Here is a 17025-nt window from a genome sequence, read left to right as displayed (position 1 = left end):
TATGAAAAAGACAGCTATTCTCTGTACCGTATTCTTTGTATTAGGAGCTGTGTTACTGTTTGCCGTATCCTATGATAATAATGAATATCAACGAAAAAGTCGAGCTTATTCCGAATTGGCGCGGCGGGCATATAGTGAAGGTGATTATGATGCTTCGATAGAGTATTCACGGCTCGCTGAAGAGAATGCCCAAAAATCAGCCGATTATATTCAGTATATGCTCGCCCGTGTCGAAGCTGAACAAGCAATGAATAGGGCACGTACCCGCTATACATGGGCGAAGAATAACAAGGCTGAAGAGAAATACCCTGAGGCATTTAAGACGGCAACCGAAGCTTTACAGGCAGGAAATACCGCATTTGGGAATAAAGACTTTGATGTTGCGGTTGTCTGTGCGAAAAAAGTTTTGGATGCGCTTGCTGTGGTTACGGGTGATGAATCTTCGTTTGCAACCCTTCCGGCTCAATACCGTATCCGCACATGGCGCGGCGAACGGGATTGTTTATGGAATATTGCGAAAGATAAGGCTATTTATGACAATCCGTATCTGTGGCGAAAACTGTATGAAGCAAACAAGAATAAATTGCCTGACCCCAATAACCCTGATTGGGTTGAGCCCGGTATTATTTTGACAATCCCGAGTCTCCGCGGTGAAAAACGCGACGGTATGTACGATCCCGCGGTAACGTATGAAAAGCTACCATCCGGCAAAAAGTAAAAAATAATCAGATAGGAACCTCTAAAAACTGCAAGCTTATCGGCTTTTTCTGTAGGGGATAGCTATTATATCCACTAATGCGAGTTGCAAAACAGTTTTTAGAGGTTTTCTTTTATTTAATTGTTAATTGGTTTTGAATTTGGAAACCTCGTTCGCCAGATTCTCAATACTCCGCTTATTCTTCTGCGTTATTTCGCGGACATCTTGTACCGTATTGTTAATTTGCATTACCCCGGACGCCATCTCATTCATACTATCAGTGATCACACGGGTTAAATTATCCAGTTTCCGCATTTCTTCGGCGACGCCCTCACCTCCTTTGAGCATTTCCTCCGAACCGGCTTGTACTTCTGTTGTAATCATATTGATATTTTTGATAGCCGTAAGTACTTCCTTGCTGCCGTGTTCCTGCTCCCTCATCGATTCGGTAAGGCGGTTGCTCATCTCCTTTACCTGTTCAGCAAGGTTAAAGATGATGTTGAATTTCTCTTCCACCGTTTTAGAAGAAGTGGATAGCGTATCGATTTCACCGGATAAGGTTTTCAGTGTTGTTGTAATGGTCTTTCCTTGTACGGAAGATTCTTCGGCCAACTTTCTGATTTCATCGGCAACAACAGCAAAACCTTTCCCCGATTCTCCTGCATGAGCGGCTTCGATTGCAGCGTTCATTGCGAGCAAATTCGTCTGTGATGCAATATGCTGAATAACACTGCTCGCTTCCATCAATGAACCCGATTCTTCGGCTATTTTCTGTGTTACGGTGTTCGAGGTTACGAGTGTTGCTTTGCCGTCACCGGTTGCAACGGTAAGATTGTTGATAACATCATCGGTTTTGCTGAGTGTCTGCCCGATGGAAGCGATATTTGCAACCATCTCTTCTACGGAAGAAGACGATTGTGCGACGCTGGCTGTCTGCATTTCGATGCTGGTATTAAGCTGTTTAATGGTGCGGACAATTTCTTCTACCGTTGCTGCAGTTTCGGTAACGCTCGCTGCCTGTGTAAGGGCTTGCTGTTTTACTCCGTCGATATTTACACTGATTTCATTTACGGCGCTGGCCGTTTCGGTCATATTGGAAGCAAGCTCATTGCCGACTCCTTCCATTATTTTACTATTTGTACCGACAACCTGTATTGAAGCACCGATCTTTGCGATCGTTTCATTAAAGTATTCTGACATATCGGTAATCTCGTCATTACCGATAACCGGCAATCTTACTGTTAGATCGCCTTCGCCCTGGGCGATATTTTTTAAAGCGTATACTGCTCTTTGTATCGGCTTTATAATCGTACGGGTAACAAAATAAATGATAACAACCGCGAGAATCAATATGAGTATGCCGAGACCGAGCATGGTTATACGCAACGTTTGAACAACCCCCATAAATTCCTCGACCGGAGCTGAAATAATAACAATCCAACCGGTTGTCTTCATTACGGCATAAGAACCTATTTTGCTTATCCCTTTGAATTCATAGAAGCCGACGGAAGATTGGTTGGTTTCCAGCGCCATTTTTTCAAACGCAGCAATAGAACTCAGACTATCATCGGACTTCGCTTTTTCGCTATGATTGGTCATCTGTTCTACAAAACTGAAATCAGGATGCGCGATAATGTTTCCCGTAGTGCCGAGTATACAACAGTAACCGTTTTTACCGATGGTAATATCATTTATTTGGTTTGACAGTACACCGGCTTTTACCGTTGCGAGAAGAACGCCGACCACCGTCCGGTTATCGTCATAGATGGGAACTGTAAATACAAATACCAGTTCTTCATCCAAACGGGATATAACCGGTTCTTCGACAAATGGTTTACCTTGTGCAGCAACTTGGAAATAAGCTCTGTCGGAAACATCGATTATTTTCCCCGTGTTTGTATGGCGTCGGCCGCTCATGTCGCATAAATCCATTCTGTGAATATTATCGTTGAATGCAGCTTCTTTTGCCAAAAATGCCGTTTTTTCTTGATACGAAACAGCGGGATCCCGCAATATCGGTGTACGAGCGAGACCTTCAAATAATTGCCAAAAAGCGGTAACTTGCTTGTCGATAATTCCAGCTGTATCGGATGCTTTATCGATAAGATGATCTTCGATCCCTTTGGTTACAGCCAGACGAGCCGTATGTACGGCAAGTATGATTTCAGCCAAAGAAGCTGCTGCAATTAACGCACCGAAAATAATCATGAGCTTATAGCGAAGAGAAAAACGTTTTTTCATTGTGAACCTCCATATAATTCATAATTAAAAATCATGAATTATCGTTGTATGTGTTGATTATCAATTAGAAAAAGGTGGTTTCCGTATCTTATTTTTGATTCGTGCGGAGGGTTTAATACCCGACCCTTGCGTCGTAACAAAGGGTATTAAAGCCGACTGCAACCACCTCGTCAAAAATATACATCCGTGTATGTTTTTGACTGCGAGTTTTTTACAAAGCAAAAAACTCGTTTCTGTTTGGAAGCACCGGCATCCGTGCCGGATTACGCACACAGTGCGAAACGTTGAGCACTGTACCCCGATGCTCTGCGTCGGGGTTGTTGATTATGAATTGACAATTATTAATCAATTGGCGGGTGAGTATAAACATTTTTCATTTTGTTAAGACCTCTTTTTTTACAAAAGACATTAAATACTTTTTACAAAATATTTTTATTCTTACTGACCCAATTTAGATCCGGATCAGAATGAATATGGTTTAGGCACCTCTAAAAGCTGAAACTTTTAGAGATATTCGCCCATATTACAACAACTTTATATTTTTTGCAAATACTTTTTTCGATAAATTTCAAAATCTCCAGCCGCACAGGATCGCTTACAAAAATGTCTGTTGTTTCTAACATTTGACGTCTTTAGCAACTTCCCGTAAATAAAAAAAGAGCGCAGTGCACATAAGCGCATGGTCGTAGGGGTCCGTTCCCATCTTGTTTAACACTTCTTCAACGGGTACCGCCTCGGCTTCTAAAAATTCATCTTCATCAAGATGCTGCGCCTGCGTATTTGCCTCACAATCTGCAAAATAAATATGGCTTTTATTTCCCATAATCGCAGGGTTGGGATATACCTCACCGAGCAGCGTTAAGTTCTGTTCCGTTTTCCCCGGTTCTTCCAGCAGCTCCCGCCGTGCCGCCTGCTCCGGCGTTTCCCCCTCGTCGACTACGCCGCCGGGAAATTCGATCGACAGGTGCGCCGATCCATGCCGCCATTGTTTTACCATCAAAAAATAATGCCGACCGTTTGCATCGGTAATGCGGGGAATAACGATAACCCATTCCGGTGCGGACAATGTAGAAAATGTCTTTGTTTCGTTGTCAGGCGAAAGACTGGTGATTTCGTTAACGGTAAATACCCGTGTGGTGCATATTTCTTTTGCAGCGATGGGCTTCCATGAAAGATTAGAATTTTTTTGCATAAAAAGAGAACCTTCCTTTGACATAATGAGTATTTAGCCTTATTCTATAGAAGAGGAGGCTTTATGGCAATTATCACTATTTCACGGCAAATAGCTTCTTACGGCGATGAAACGGCTTTAGAGTTGGCAAAATCGCTCGGCTATGAGTTTATCGATAAAAAAGACCTAGAGAAAGATCTGCTTGACAAGGGAATTTCGAAAGAGAGCCTTGCTCACTATGACGAACGAAAACCCGGCTTTTGGGCATCGCTTTCCCGCAACCGAGATTCTTATTTTGATTATTTACGGGAGATCGTTTACGGATATGCGCTGAAAGGAAACAGCATCTTTATCGGGCGCGGCGGTTTTGCATTACTGCGCGGCATCCCCGGCTGCTATGCGGTGCGGCTGGTAGCTTCCGATGATGTGCGAATCGGGCGGTTAATGAAGGAGTTCGATTGGTCCGAAAAAAAAGCCCGCGCTCTGATGGCGGAGAGCGATGCCAACCGCGAAGGCTTTCACAGATGTTTTTTTGATATGAAACCGGAAGATCCTACTCATTATCACCTCGTTATCAACACCGATTTTGCTACGGCGCCGCTTGCCGCGAGTATTATCACGCATGCTTGCAAGGAAGCTATTTTACCAGCGGAAGAACAAGAAGGACTCAAGCGCATTGCCGAACTGTTATTGGGGCAGCGGATTGTCAATGTGATCGCTTTTAAAGAAGAGCTGCCCATTTATTTTTTGGATGCGGAAGTATCCGATACGCAGATTATACTGCATGGGGTTGCAGACTCCGTTGCGTGTATCGATAGAGCGATTAAAATAGCCGAAGGCTTGGCGCAGGGGCGTTCGGTATCTACGCAGATCAGCATCGTCAATGAATATAAGCCTTATCCGTAGTCGGATGCGGTTCTTGACTATCCCCTATCTTCATTGTAGACTTATTCCATTATAGCCGGATGCGGGAATATATATCTAAAATACCTAACGCCGGATAGAAGGGGACAAACTATGATTAGCAAGAAATTGGAAGATGCGTTAAACGAGCAGATCAATAAAGAATTCTATTCTGCTTATTTGTATCTCGGCATGGCAGCCCATTTTGAATCGGAAGGGCTTAAAGGCTTTGCCAAGTGGATGCGGGTGCAGGCGCTTGAAGAACAAGGGCATGCGATGAGGATATATGACTATCTCTTTTCAGTTGATGCAAAGCCCGTATTAAAACCGATTGAAGAAGCTCCGGTACATTACGCAAAGCATCCTGTAGAAGTTATTCAGGATGTGCTCAAGCATGAACAGTTTGTAACGGCTTCGATTAACAGCTTGTATGAACTTGCGCTTGCGGAAAAGGACTATAAAACTCAAGTATTCCTGCAGTGGTTCATCAATGAGCAGGTGGAAGAAGAGGAGAACGATCGCAATATCCTCGATGTCTTCAAACATATCAACGGCAATGCCGGGCTTCTTATTTTGGATAAAGAACTCGGAAAACGGGAATAACCTTGCAGTGAGTATCCTGTTGTTACATTTGAAAAGTTAGAGAGGAGTGTTTTTGGATACCTCATATACAATCGTGTTGGAAGATCAAACGGTGCTGTCTTCGCTATGCGGCGCGAATGATGAGAATTTGCATATTTTTGAAACGTATTTGGGTGTTCCCGTTATCTGCAGGGGGAACGAAGTAACGGTTGTAACTTCCGATCAAGCGATTTGCAAAAGGTTTCAAAAACTCATTGACACTCTTTTGGAAAGCCCCGAAATTACATCGGACGGTTCGGCCGATTTTATTGCCTCCTGCGTCGCCAACAGTGCGCCGCAACAGGGGGCTCTTTGCCCGCAGTGTATCCATATTCCACGCGGCATAAAATCGGTTTATCCTAAGAACAGGAAACAGGCGGCGCTGATCGATTCCATCTATGCAAACGATATAACATTCGGGCTCGGTCCCGCCGGTACGGGAAAAACCTATATTGCAGTGGCGCTTGCGTTAAAAATGTTGCTGTCCCATACGGTACGTAAATTGATTTTAACCCGTCCGGTGGTGGAAGCCGGAGAGAGCCTCGGCTTTTTACCCGGCGATCTTGTCCAAAAAATAAATCCCTATCTGCGCCCGCTGTTCGATATTATGGAAACATTGCTGCCCGCCGATGTACTGCGCGGTATGGAAGAGTCCAATACCATCGAAGTAGCGCCGCTTGCCTATATGCGCGGACGGACACTCCACAATGCCGTTGTGATTTTGGATGAAGCGCAGAATACCACAAAAGAACAGATGAAGATGTTTTTAACGCGGATGGGCGAAGGTTCAAAATTGATTATTACCGGAGACCCGTCCCAATCGGATATCCGCGGAAGATCGGAATCGGGGCTTGTCCATGCCGTTTCTTTAATCCGTACTATTGACGGGATCGGAACCGTTGAATTTTCTGCGGATGAAGTAGTCCGCCACTCTCTCGTACAAAAGATTATTAATGCGTATGAAAAACAATAACACCGTATTTTTAAAGAATAATGCAATCCTTGCGGATAATAGCGGAGCCATCGAATGAAAGGCGAAAACAATTCAGGATATATTAAATCGGTTATTTTGCCGCCCGTAGCGGGCTTTTTCCGTAAGATGAAAGACAGCTTTTGCGCTGAAAAAGTTGTTTTTATTCTCTTTATTGTAAGTTTTTTTATCGTTATCGCAGCGATGCTGTTTACGACGCTTGACCGCGGCGGTCTTGCCTATTTCAACCTTGATGAATTTCCTGTGGGACGGGTAGCCGAGCGCGATGTAGTTGCGGGTCGGGATATTTCTTATACGGATCAAGCGGCGACAGAGATCAGAAAAGCTGCCCGCTTACAGACAATTGCCCCTATCTTTATGCAGGATACGGAGCTTGTATCCGAGACGCTCAAAAAATATGATGAGTTTGTTTCGTTTATGCTCGCTTTGCATAACGATGCGGAGGCAACCTTTGACGCGCGTGTGCAGGAACAATATCCGGGGCTATTCGATGTGCAGATTTTGAAAAATTTAAAAAAGTCAAAACAATTTGGCGGCATCCTAGCCGCTGCTCAGGCAATCGTTAAACAGATGATGGCGGTCGGTATTGCGGAATTTCCCGAAAAAGGGCTCGAAGGTTTCAATCAAGCCGAAATCACGCTGGTGATGCGGCGAGGAAATAACCGAGAATATACTAACATTCAGAGAACTGCAGTTATCAAAAAAGAGAGTCTGGATTCATACATTAAAAACGCAATACGGTCGCTCGATGCAAGTCTCGATATCGATATTACGGCTGCGCTCATTCGGCCGTTTTTGCAGCCGACCGTCATTTATGATGAAAAAGAAACGGAAATGCGGGCACAGGAAGCGCTGAAGCAGGTGCAGCCGGTTATCGTAACCATTCAAAAAAATCAAAAGATTATTAAGCGCGGCTTTATTATTACTACGGAAAATTACCGGCAGCTGCAAGCCTATTCCGATGCGGGGAATTATCTTGATCTGAATAAATTTTTCGGTCTTTCCGCCTTTATTCTGTGCCTCTATATAATCGGTGTTTTTATGCTGTCGCCGCAAACAATCAGCGATCAGTTAAAAGAAAGCCGGAAGGTCTTTTTGCTGCTGATTTCGCTTGCCGTGTATCTTATCGTACTTTTTACGACAAAGGCATTGCCCCTCGTACAGGCGCTCGACATTATCCCGTTTATTCCCGCCGCGCTGACCGCTATGCTGGTTTCAACGCTTATTTCCACACGGGTTGCAATACGGATTGTATTTCTTGTTATGCTGATTGTGCTGACTGCGACCGGATTTAAGCTTGAACCGGCGCTCTTTGCACTGTTTTCCGGCTTATCGGCCGTTTCGTTGATGAAGCTGACCGGACGGCGAATGGATTTGATTAAAACGGCGTGCCAACTTGCGGTTATTCATCCGATTATCACGTTTGTGCTCTGCACGGTATTCCCCAATTCTTACGGCGACTTTGTATTTGTATTGCTCGGCTCAGTCATTAACGGCTTTATCAGCGGTATCTTCGTACTCGGCTTTTTGCCCATCTTGGAAGACCGGCTGAATACGCCGACCTGCTTCCGCTTGATGGAACTTTCCGACCTTAACTCCCCGACGATGAAGCAGCTGTTATTGACGGCTTCCGGTACCTATAACCATACGATGATGGTTGCAACATTGGCGGAAGCAGCCTGCCGCGAAATCGGGGCAGACGCGCTGTTGGCGCGGGTCGGCGCGTATTATCACGACATCGGTAAGATGGCAAACAGCGAATACTTTGTCGAAAACCAGACATCGTATAACAAGCACTTGGATTTAAACCCGCGGCTTTCGGCGGCCATCATCCGCAGTCATGTAAAAATCGGCGTGGAAAAGGCGGAAAGTATGCGGTTACCCCGTGAAGTGATCGATATTATCGGGCAGCACCACGGTAATTCTTTGGTACAATACTTTTATGCAAAGGCTAAAGAGCTTGACCCCAATGTCAGCCCCAAGGACTTTTCGTATCCGGGGCCGCCGCCGCGCACCAAAGAGGCTGCCGTGGTTATGCTTGCCGATGTGAGCGAAGCGGCTTGCCGGACGTTGGATCACCCGTCGGTTCCGCGGCTCGAAAAGTTTATTGCAAAGCTCGTTAAGGCTAAAATGGAATCGGGACAGCTGGATAACTGCGATTTAACGCTGCGGGAACTGCACATTATTCAAGAGTCGTTTGTTACTACACTCGCCGGATATTATCATTCGCGTATCAAGTACCCGAATCAAAAAGACCCTGACGAAAAAGACGGTACGACCGGCAATACTTCCGACGAAAAAGCTGCGCCGCAGGATACTTCGCCGGAAAAGACTCCCGACGAAAAATCGGCGCAGCCTGAAATGCCGCTTGAGAAAAGCATTTCTCCCGATGTAAAAAACTATCTGCAAATAGACCTCGGATTAACGGCATCCGAAAACGCGGACGGGAAGGAAAGTAAGGAAGAATAAAATGAATACTATTGCGATTACATGGCAGGATGTCCCCGAACCCGAATGGGGGAGGGCGGTTTTACCCTTTTTAGACGCGGTACTTGCACAACTTGAGCATACAAATTGGGATTTATCCGTCGTGTTTTGCCGTGATGCGTTTATCCATGAGCTGAATAAAACCTACCGCCGGATTGATGCCCCGACTGATGTACTTTCATTTGAGCAGGGCGATGAATACGATGATGAAGACGGGAATCTTCGTTTTAATGCCGGAGATATCGTAATTAGCCTCGATAGTTTGCGCTCAAATGCCGAAACTTTTAATGTAACGATGAATGAAGAATTGAAACGACTACTGATACACGGTATTTTACACCTGAGTGGGATGGATCACAGTGATAACGATCCGCAGCAGGAAATGCTGCAATTACAGGAAAAAATACTCAAGGAATATAGTAATACGGTTGTCTATCAGGAATAAATATGGGGATATTTGATAAACTGAAAAAAAAGCGGGCGGTTTCCGAGATTTTGCAGGAAGCGCTCAATGAAGAAAAAGAAGATATGATACGCGGGGTGGTCGACTTATCCGACACCGCAGTAAAAGAAGTGATGATACCGCGTATTGACGTTGACTTTATTCCGTTGGATATGGAAACGGAGGAATTACTGAAACGGGTGGCTGAAAGCGGACATTCTCGATTTCCCGTCTATGCCGAATCAATCGATAATGTAGTGGGCGTCCTGTATGTGAAGGATTTGATCAATTCATTCGCAAAAAAGGAGCCGATCGATTTGGAAAAAATTATCAGAAAGCCGTTCTTTGTGCCCGAATCCAAGCGTATCGACGGCCTATTACGGGAATTTAAACGCCGTCATGTGCATATTGCTATTGCGGTCGATGAATATGGCGGCATTTCGGGTATCGTGTGTATGGAAGATATTATCGAAGAGATTGTCGGCGACATTCAAGATGAGTTCGACAATGAAGATGAAGATATCGTTTCCATCGGCGATGGGCTTTGGCTCTGCGATGCCCGTGTCGATATGGATGATCTGGCGGAGGCTCTGCATACGGAGCTTCCCTCCGATGAGTTTGAAACGCTCGGCGGCTTTGTATTTGATTTATTCGGAAAAATTCCCGTCCGTTACGAAAAGGTGCGTTGGAAGGACTTTGATTTTATCGTTCAGGATATGGACGGGCATAAAATAAACACGGTAAAGATCGCTGCGGTTAAAGATGAGGATCAATAAAAGGAAGATTTATGCGTAAAAATAGTCTGTTTAGTGTGTTTCTGCTCTGTGTCGCGCTGCCTCTTTTGGCTTCTCCTATCCAACTCTTTGAGAAAGGAAAAGAGCTGCAATACCATGAAAACTGGTACGGCGCTATAGAACTCTATCAACAAGCCTTAAAAGAAAATCCCGCCTATAATGCCGTGTATCGGGGATTAGCCGAATGTTTTTACGCGCTGGGCGAATACGATCAGGCTATTGTCTACGCGGAAAAGGCGCGCCGTTACTCCCCGCAGGATGTCGATATCGAAAACCTCTATGCGTTTATCCTAATCGGTATCGGGCGTATCGAAGACGCGCAAAAGATTTTTTCGAGTATTCTGAACCGTTACCCGAACAACCTCGACGCCCGCTTCGGCATGGCGGAAATCGAGGTAACGGGCGGCCGCTTAACCAATGCTTCGGAACTGTACACCGCCGCGCTTCGCCGCCAGAGTGAGAACCGCAAAGCACTTCTGTCGCTTGCACTGCTCAGCCACGAAACGGGTAATAACAAAGCGGCGCAGAGTTACATCAGCCGCGCCCTGCAATACCACGGAGATAACGCGCAGGTGCATTACTTTGCCGGTTACCTTTCCGCTCTTGCAGGCAACCTGAGCGAAGCGGAAGGGCGTATCCGTGCGGCGCTTACCATTGACGAAGACTACGACAAGGCACGGGCGCTGCTCTGCTCGCTTTTATACAGCTCCGGCCGTTACCGCGAGGCGATGTCCGTAGCCGATTTGCGCATTGCGGGGGACCGTAAGCGTGCCGATGCGTGGTATGTAAAAGCGCTCTGTTTAATGAAGCTTGCACAAAAAAAACAAGCCTTTGAAGCTGCGCAAATCGGGCTTTCCGTCGATACCGAAAACGAACTGATGCGCACCCTGCTTGAGGATATCGCTGTTCAGACCTTTGAGTTTGAAGATGCACAGCGGAAGGAGCTTGCCGGAGCGCACCGCATAAAGGGCGATGCCTTTTTAAACCGCAACATGACCGATCAAGCTTTATACGAATATCGGCGCGCCCTCAAGGTGTACCCGTATGACACGGAAAGCCGTCAAGCGTATGCCAATATCCTGATGCGGCAGGACTTTTACGAGCGCGCCGTACAGCAGCTTGAATTTATTCAGTCCATCGAAAAGAGTACCGCCCGGATCAACGACACGGTAGAGGCCTACAGCAAGATGCTTGACCACTCGGTGCGGAACCGCTGGAAGATCGATCCGCTGTATTTGAACAAAGCGCACCTTTCCGTCGGGCTTTTTTATCAGGTAAATGCGGCCAATGTGTTTCACCCCGAAGCGGAAAAACTCACCGCGGCGCTGATAAACGATATTCTTTCTTACAATCGCCGTTTTGCGGTTTCCGCTCATTTGGATAGCCCCAGTTCGTATACGGAGGCGTTCAGACAGGCGCGCACTGCCGGAAACGATTATTTCGGTATTGTCAATTTGCAGGAAAATGAGCGGGATATACAGATTACGCTTGATCTCTATGTCGGGCGTACCGGTTCAAAAGCGGAAACCTTAACGGTGTATCGGTCGGGTAATGACCGGTTCGGTAACGCTGTTCGCCGCATCATCGGTCTATTTAATCAGGCAATGCCGGTTATCGGCAGCATCGCCGGACGTTCTCAGGCGGAAGCGGTTATCGATATCGGTTCGGGCGACTGCGATTTTACCGATTATACTATCGAAATCGTCAAAAAGGGAACGCTCACCATTGCGAATGAAGGTATCGGGCTCTTGTACAACGAAAAAGACGTACTCGGGACGTTCACGATAGGGCGGATTTCGGAAGACCTTACCGAAGGAACGCTTACGCGGAAGGGGTACTACGATAGGATGACGAAAGGCGATATGGCGGTACTCATTTACACCGATCCGGTAAAGACCGGCAGTAAGGCGGAAAAAACCGTCGACGGCACCGACCCGCGCGGGCAGCAGATGTCGCAATTGTTGTCTCTTTTACGAAGTATCCGCTAAATCCTCGACGTATTTTTATCATTTTTCTTGCCAAAATGCCTGCTCATGCGCTATATACGAGGTATGACTATACATCAGAATATGCGTAAAAAACCGGATATACGGGAACGCCTTTTAGAGTGTGGAGTGGAACGGTTGAGCGATACGGATTTGCTTGCAGTTCTTTTGCACACCGGTATTGCGAATAAGCCGGTAACAAAACTTGCCGAAGAAATTGTCCGGCATATCGATACGCGCAAAGCGGAAAGTATCGAAGCAGCGTTACGAACTGTGAATGGGATAGGTGCAGCAAAGCTGTCAACTATTCTCGCGGCGTTCGAGCTTGGTAGGCGATATTACGGTGTCGGAGGCGAAAAAGTTCGGCACCCCAGTGATATTGTTCCATTCTTGCGGCACTACTCGGTGCGTAAACAAGAGCAGTTTATCTGTGTATCGCTGAACGGCGCTCACGAAATTTTAGCGATCCGTGTGGTTTCCGTAGGAACGTTGACTCATACCCTGGTTCATCCTCGTGAGGTATTCGCCGATTCGCTTGCAGATAGAGCTGCCGCAGTTATTCTTGCCCACAACCATCCGTCGGGAGCTTTGGCGCCTTCTGCTGAGGATTTAAACTTGACAAAGCGACTCTGTGAGGCCGGACGGCTCTTAGGAATTGAGGTGTTGGATCACATCATTCTGTCGCCGAACGGCGAGTACATGAGCTTTATTGAGGCTGGTTTTCCTCTTATTTAGGGTTATGCTTGGCACTTACCGGCGCAAAAAGTTACGAAAAGCGTAAGCAGGGTATCGTTTTATGTTGCCGGAGTAAAACCAGTCTTTTATGGCTTCAAACGCTGCCGGTTGTAAATACGGCATAGAGGCCTCCGATATTTTCTGCTTTAAGAATAGGTCAAGCCAGCCAAGTATTAAAAGCCTGTAACGTGTATAGAGTTCAATATCGAACCAGCCTGAAAGGATGTTGCCTTTACTATCGAGTCCGCTGCCGTGGACACCGTTTTTAATAGATAAAAAAGCTGTCGGAGCGGATGTATTGCAGTGTTTGTAAAATTCAAAGGTTTTTTCGGGATACGCAACATTATCTTTGCTTCCGGTAACAATAAGGACAGGGATTTGTAGAGTGGTGAGATCGGTACCGAGTACCTCATTTTTACCGCCGACTCGTTCTATAAGGAACGAGGCTCCATTATACGGGTTCAATGCAATAACGGCACTGATATCGGGACTTGATTTCGAAAAGTGCAGTGCCGCCGTCCCACCCATCGAGTGGCCGATGACTGCCGTTTTTTGCATATCCAGTCGCTTAAATAAACGGCTTTCAGTATTTTCGTTTGCCGTTTTTAAAAGTGTATAGGCCGACTCAAACGCAGCGATAAACTCTTCGGGATAACTTTTCTCTTTTGCCGACAGAATCGCTGCGACATATCCCTGAGAGGCAAGATAACGGGCAAGGCTTGCATTCGGTTTTTTTGAAACCTGCCAGCCATGGCTGATAATAACGAGTGGGTAGGTTCCCTCAAGTACCGGATAAAAAACAGTGAGAGGACTATCTAAAATAACCGCATCAGTTAAGTCCGGCGCTTCAAAAGCGTGATTGGGTTCATAGCTGTATATGCGGTTATATTTTTTTAAAGTTTCAGGATTCAAGACAGCAACTTCGTATTCAAGCAGCGCGTCAACGGTTTGTGCATATAGCGCGGCTGTTTTGTCCGACAGAAGCAGTAAAGTAAAAAAGAAGAATATACGCGATAAAAATATCTTTTTATATGTTTTCATAAACACCTACAAGCGAGCAGTTCATTATACGGACGCACTTCGATAGCCGATTGCGGTATCTCTAAAGCGGTGAGCAGCGTATCGAAAATAACCTGCGCATTACGGATATGCCGTTCGTAAGCGGCGGTATCGGAACCTTCATCGGGGTAGAGGACTTCGATTTCTAAAAAATGTCCGATCGGATGTATTGTTGAAAGCTCTACCGATACGGAGCCTTCGAGTATACCAGCCGGGAACAAATCTGTGTATGGAACAAAAACTTTTGTCTCCTTTTGCTTCTCTGCGGTACAGGTCATACCGAGGCTTTTGAGCATTTCGGTAAATACCGGTACGGACACAGCTGCAAGCTCAAATTCGAGTTCGCGGTTGGTTTCTATCGTATCGGTATAGTGTTTCTGCTTATGCGTTATGAAAACCGTTTCCTTGTCCCCAATCAGTTCCCGCCGTATCCGTATCGTTTTTTCTCCGAGTGTCCAGTACCGGTCGGTCTTGGTGCAGCGGAGTGAAAAATCTGCGATACGGGATAACAGCGCCTCGGTTTTTTTGGGATGTTCAAGATGCGCTTTTAATTCGATTTCGTGCATACGCTCATCTGTGCCAATATGGAAAGCGGGTTGACGTTACGCTTGAGTACCTGTTTTAACCGCACGAGCGAGTTCGGCGCCTCGTTCTTCAAGCAGCCGAATATCTGCGTCGAGCAGCTTGCCCTGCCATTCATATTGCTCCAGATGGTTCCATTTCAGAGCGGTTGTTTTTTGCTCGTATTCTTTCTTTGCGCCGCCAGACCATCCCCAGTTTCCGATACGCAGTACCGTTTTATCGGTAATGTGCTTACGTTCAAATAAATCCAGTACGTATGCCATCGGCGGGAACATCTTGTATTCATAGGTCGGCATCGCAAGCACCAAGCCTGCCGCTTTGTATGCATCACCGAGTATGTAGGATACGTCCGTGTCGGGTATGTCGTGGATGGTGTAGGGGACTTGTTCGGCTTCAATTCCTTTGATGACGGCGTCCAGCCCTTGTTTGGTATATCCGTACATGGAACCCCAAATAATACAGATTTCTTTTTCGCATTTGCCGCCGGTGTTGTAACCTGCAAACCGTTTGTAAAGGGAAGAAATACGGTCGGGATGGGAACGCCAAATAAGACCGTGACTCGGCGCAATGCATTTGATATCCAGCGCTGCAAGTTTGTCCAAAGCCTTTAAGACAAAGGTACTGAAGCTCGCGACGATGTTGGAATAATAGCGCAGCGCTTCCGCTTCGTAAAACTTCAGTTCTTCCTCCGAATGCTGATTGTCAAAGATCTTTTCGCCGATAGCGCCATACGAGCCGAATGCATCGCAGGAAAAGAGGACTTTAGCGGCAGGCTCATAGGTCATCATTGTTTCAGGCCAGTGCACATTCGGTGTTTCGTAAAATTGGAGAACTTTTCCGCCGCCGAGGTCAAGACTATCTCCCGTTTTAACTGCGCGGAGATTTCCCTGCACCTTAAAAAACTTTTCGACTATCGCCAGCCCTTTTGACGTACTGATAACTTCCGCCTGCGGATTACAGGAATGGACATATTCAATCAGATCGCAATGGTCGGGTTCCAGGTGATTCAGAATAAGATAATCGATGTCTTTGAACGAAAGCCCGATGGATTCCAGTTGTTCCGTATAGCTTTTTAACGAGCCGTCCCAATCACGAACGATATCGATCAAGGCGGTCTTTTCACCTTTTACAATATATGAATTGATGCTCACTCCTTGAGGCAGCATCCACAAGCCCTCAAACCGGCTGGTACGTGCGCAAATATCCGCATGGATACAGTATATGCCCGCACTTATTTTTTGCGCTTTCATAGTGTCCTCCATAATCTAAGGAAAAACTCTCATTTGTATTGAGGCTCGGTGAACGTTAGGTGATATTAGTACCGGCAGGTACCGGCGTTTCGGGTTTTAGCAGAACACAGATCGATGAATCTTCGGATTCCGCGCAGAGCAGCATACCTTCGGAAATATGTCCGCGCATTTTAGCGGGTTTGAGGTTTGCAAGCACGATAATCTCTTTGCCGACTAATTCTTCGGCAGTGTAGTAGTCAACGAGGCTCGAAACGATTTGGCGCGGCTTTTCTTCGCCAAGGTCTACCTGTAAAATGTAGAGTTTTTCCGCATTTTCAGCTTTTACACATTCCAAAACTTTGCCGACTTTCAGCTGCAGTTTTGCAAAATCATCATAGGTAATTATTTCAGGTGTGGTTTCACTCATGCGCTCAGTATATGAGAAAGAGCCGAAAACTGCAAGCCGAGAAGATAGCAATTGCATCGGACTGTTTTTTTTCATTTTTTTAATATTTGTGCTTGACTTTAAAGGTAATATAGAAGAGAAGTTATGCGCAATGTGTAACTTACGTTCGCCGTATAGCGGACGCATTTTCAGAAACGTAATGTATTATTGCATTATGTAAAGGAACAAAAGATGAAAAAACTTTCATTACTTGCAGTACTCACTGTGCTTATCGGGAGCGCCCTGTTTGTTACCAGCTGCGGCGGAAAGGTACAGGCTGATAGTGTTTGGCAGGTGACAAACACTGCTGCTGGCGCGCCAGCTTTCGAACAGTATGTTTACTTTGGTGCGGATGGCAAAATGATTGTCGCCCAGAAGATGTTGGGTACACTTACGAAGATATCCTCAGGCGACTATACTGCAAAAAACGGAAAAATTAAAGCTCCGTATATAGCCGCTGTTGAATGTGATTATAAAATTAGCGGCGAAACGATGACAATATCAAAGGGTGGTGCAATGACGTTTAAATTAAAGAAGGTTTCTAGTCCTACGGCAAAACAGATGAAAGCCCTTTAAAAAATAGGCTGGGCAATACAACGGCTGCTTACCGTGCAGGTAGGCAGCCGTTTTTTGTATGTACGGA

Annotated in this window: 16 protein-coding genes; 10 read left to right on the top strand and 6 right to left on the bottom strand. The window is 46.0% G+C overall.

All coding sequences use genetic code 11. The features are described 5' to 3' along the window. Position 1: 1 nt before the first annotated feature. The gene (locus tag GWP43_RS09895; RefSeq protein WP_162664015.1) at positions 2–718 is read left to right on the top strand and encodes a DUF4398 domain-containing protein; all 717 of its coding nucleotides are present in this window, start codon (positions 2–4) and stop codon (positions 716–718) included. A 123-nt stretch (positions 719–841) separates the two neighbouring features. Here GWP43_RS09895 and GWP43_RS09890 read toward each other — a convergent pair whose 3' ends face one another. Together GWP43_RS09890 and GWP43_RS09885 are read right to left on the bottom strand one after the other, a co-directional pair. After that, positions 842–2938, bottom strand: coding sequence for a methyl-accepting chemotaxis protein (locus tag GWP43_RS09890; protein ID WP_162664014.1), 2097 nt, complete (start codon positions 2936–2938; stop codon positions 842–844). A 616-nt stretch (positions 2939–3554) separates the two neighbouring features. Next, complete coding sequence (locus tag GWP43_RS09885; RefSeq protein WP_203232402.1) at positions 3555–4130, bottom strand: NUDIX hydrolase; 576 nt, start codon at positions 4128–4130, stop codon at positions 3555–3557. 63 nt (positions 4131–4193) lie between these two features. Here GWP43_RS09885 and GWP43_RS09880 point away from each other — a divergent pair, with 63 nt between their 5' ends. The 8 genes from GWP43_RS09880 (at position 4194) to radC (ending at position 13067) form a co-directional block, all read left to right on the top strand. Beyond that, positions 4194–5015 carry a cytidylate kinase-like family protein gene (locus GWP43_RS09880; protein WP_162664012.1) on the top strand — a complete coding sequence of 274 codons (822 nt, stop codon included), beginning with the start codon at positions 4194–4196 and terminating at the stop codon, positions 5013–5015. 111 nt (positions 5016–5126) lie between these two features. Next, positions 5127–5615: a ferritin gene (locus GWP43_RS09875; protein ID WP_230977663.1), complete on the top strand. Its 489-nt coding sequence runs from the start codon at positions 5127–5129 to the stop codon at positions 5613–5615. 52 nt (positions 5616–5667) lie between these two features. Next, positions 5668–6606 (top strand): PhoH family protein, encoded by a 939-nt coding sequence (locus GWP43_RS09870; protein ID WP_162664011.1) that lies wholly within the window; start codon positions 5668–5670, stop codon positions 6604–6606. A gap of 54 nt (positions 6607–6660) precedes the next feature. Continuing rightward, positions 6661–9093: an HD family phosphohydrolase gene (locus GWP43_RS09865; protein WP_162664010.1), complete on the top strand. Its 2433-nt coding sequence runs from the start codon at positions 6661–6663 to the stop codon at positions 9091–9093. 1 nt (position 9094) lies between these two features. After that, positions 9095–9556, top strand: coding sequence for an rRNA maturation RNase YbeY (ybeY, locus tag GWP43_RS09860; RefSeq protein WP_162664009.1), 462 nt, complete (start codon positions 9095–9097; stop codon positions 9554–9556). A gap of 2 nt (positions 9557–9558) precedes the next feature. Then, on the top strand, positions 9559–10329 hold the full coding sequence (locus GWP43_RS09855; protein WP_162664008.1) for a hemolysin family protein: 771 nt from the start codon (positions 9559–9561) through the stop codon (positions 10327–10329). Positions 10330–10340: 11 nt separating this feature from the next. Then, positions 10341–12335 (top strand): tetratricopeptide repeat protein, encoded by a 1995-nt coding sequence (locus tag GWP43_RS09850; protein WP_162664007.1) that lies wholly within the window; start codon positions 10341–10343, stop codon positions 12333–12335. Between the two features lie 63 nt (positions 12336–12398). Next, entirely contained in the window at positions 12399–13067 is a 669-nt protein-coding gene (radC, locus tag GWP43_RS09845) for a RadC family protein (protein ID WP_162664006.1), read from the top strand. A gap of 15 nt (positions 13068–13082) precedes the next feature. Here the strand turns inward: radC and GWP43_RS09840 are convergent, their stop codons facing one another. From GWP43_RS09840 to metG, 4 genes are read right to left on the bottom strand one after another with little or no spacing between them, the layout of a single operon-like run. Continuing rightward, positions 13083–14108, bottom strand: coding sequence for an alpha/beta hydrolase family protein (locus tag GWP43_RS09840; RefSeq protein WP_162664005.1), 1026 nt, complete (start codon positions 14106–14108; stop codon positions 13083–13085). After that, a complete protein-coding gene (locus GWP43_RS09835) occupies positions 14105–14692 on the bottom strand; it encodes a CYTH domain-containing protein (RefSeq protein WP_162664004.1) in 588 nt (195 codons plus the stop codon). The genes GWP43_RS09840 and GWP43_RS09835 overlap by 4 nt, the downstream gene beginning before the upstream one ends. Before the next feature lie 36 nt (positions 14693–14728). Then, complete coding sequence (locus tag GWP43_RS09830; RefSeq protein WP_162664003.1) at positions 14729–15958, bottom strand: FprA family A-type flavoprotein; 1230 nt, start codon at positions 15956–15958, stop codon at positions 14729–14731. Positions 15959–16013: 55 nt separating this feature from the next. Then, the gene (metG, locus tag GWP43_RS09825; RefSeq protein WP_162664002.1) at positions 16014–16364 is read right to left on the bottom strand and encodes a methionine--tRNA ligase subunit beta; all 351 of its coding nucleotides are present in this window, start codon (positions 16362–16364) and stop codon (positions 16014–16016) included. Between the two features lie 210 nt (positions 16365–16574). On the opposite strand from metG, the gene GWP43_RS09820 reads away from it, so the two are divergent. Further along, positions 16575–16958: a hypothetical protein gene (locus GWP43_RS09820; protein WP_162664001.1), complete on the top strand. Its 384-nt coding sequence runs from the start codon at positions 16575–16577 to the stop codon at positions 16956–16958. The last annotated feature ends 67 nt before the right edge of the window (positions 16959–17025 follow it).

This window comes from Treponema vincentii (assembly GCF_010365865.1).
In the GTDB taxonomy this organism is placed as follows: Bacteria; Spirochaetota; Spirochaetia; order Treponematales; family Treponemataceae; genus Treponema.
The sequence above is the reverse complement of the archived record's forward strand: the minus strand, read 5'-3'. Positions and strand labels throughout refer to the sequence as shown.

Coding starts and splice junctions, on each gene's coding strand:
- GWP43_RS09835 (WP_162664004.1), bottom strand. CDS start 14,692: ATGCACGAAATCGAATTAAAAGCGCATCTTGAACATCCCAAAAAAACC.
- GWP43_RS09865 (WP_162664010.1), top strand. CDS start 6,661: ATGAAAGGCGAAAACAATTCAGGATATATTAAATCGGTTATTTTGCCG.
- GWP43_RS09875 (WP_230977663.1), top strand. CDS start 5,127: ATGATTAGCAAGAAATTGGAAGATGCGTTAAACGAGCAGATCAATAAA.
- GWP43_RS09880 (WP_162664012.1), top strand. CDS start 4,194: ATGGCAATTATCACTATTTCACGGCAAATAGCTTCTTACGGCGATGAA.
- GWP43_RS09850 (WP_162664007.1), top strand. CDS start 10,341: ATGCGTAAAAATAGTCTGTTTAGTGTGTTTCTGCTCTGTGTCGCGCTG.
- GWP43_RS09840 (WP_162664005.1), bottom strand. CDS start 14,108: ATGAAAACATATAAAAAGATATTTTTATCGCGTATATTCTTCTTTTTT.
- GWP43_RS09890 (WP_162664014.1), bottom strand. CDS start 2,938: ATGAAAAAACGTTTTTCTCTTCGCTATAAGCTCATGATTATTTTCGGT.
- GWP43_RS09855 (WP_162664008.1), top strand. CDS start 9,559: ATGGGGATATTTGATAAACTGAAAAAAAAGCGGGCGGTTTCCGAGATT.
- GWP43_RS09885 (WP_203232402.1), bottom strand. CDS start 4,130: ATGCAAAAAAATTCTAATCTTTCATGGAAGCCCATCGCTGCAAAAGAA.
- GWP43_RS09830 (WP_162664003.1), bottom strand. CDS start 15,958: ATGAAAGCGCAAAAAATAAGTGCGGGCATATACTGTATCCATGCGGAT.
- GWP43_RS09820 (WP_162664001.1), top strand. CDS start 16,575: ATGAAAAAACTTTCATTACTTGCAGTACTCACTGTGCTTATCGGGAGC.
- ybeY (WP_162664009.1), top strand. CDS start 9,095: ATGAATACTATTGCGATTACATGGCAGGATGTCCCCGAACCCGAATGG.
- radC (WP_162664006.1), top strand. CDS start 12,399: ATGACTATACATCAGAATATGCGTAAAAAACCGGATATACGGGAACGC.
- GWP43_RS09895 (WP_162664015.1), top strand. CDS start 2: ATGAAAAAGACAGCTATTCTCTGTACCGTATTCTTTGTATTAGGAGCT.
- metG (WP_162664002.1), bottom strand. CDS start 16,364: ATGAGTGAAACCACACCTGAAATAATTACCTATGATGATTTTGCAAAA.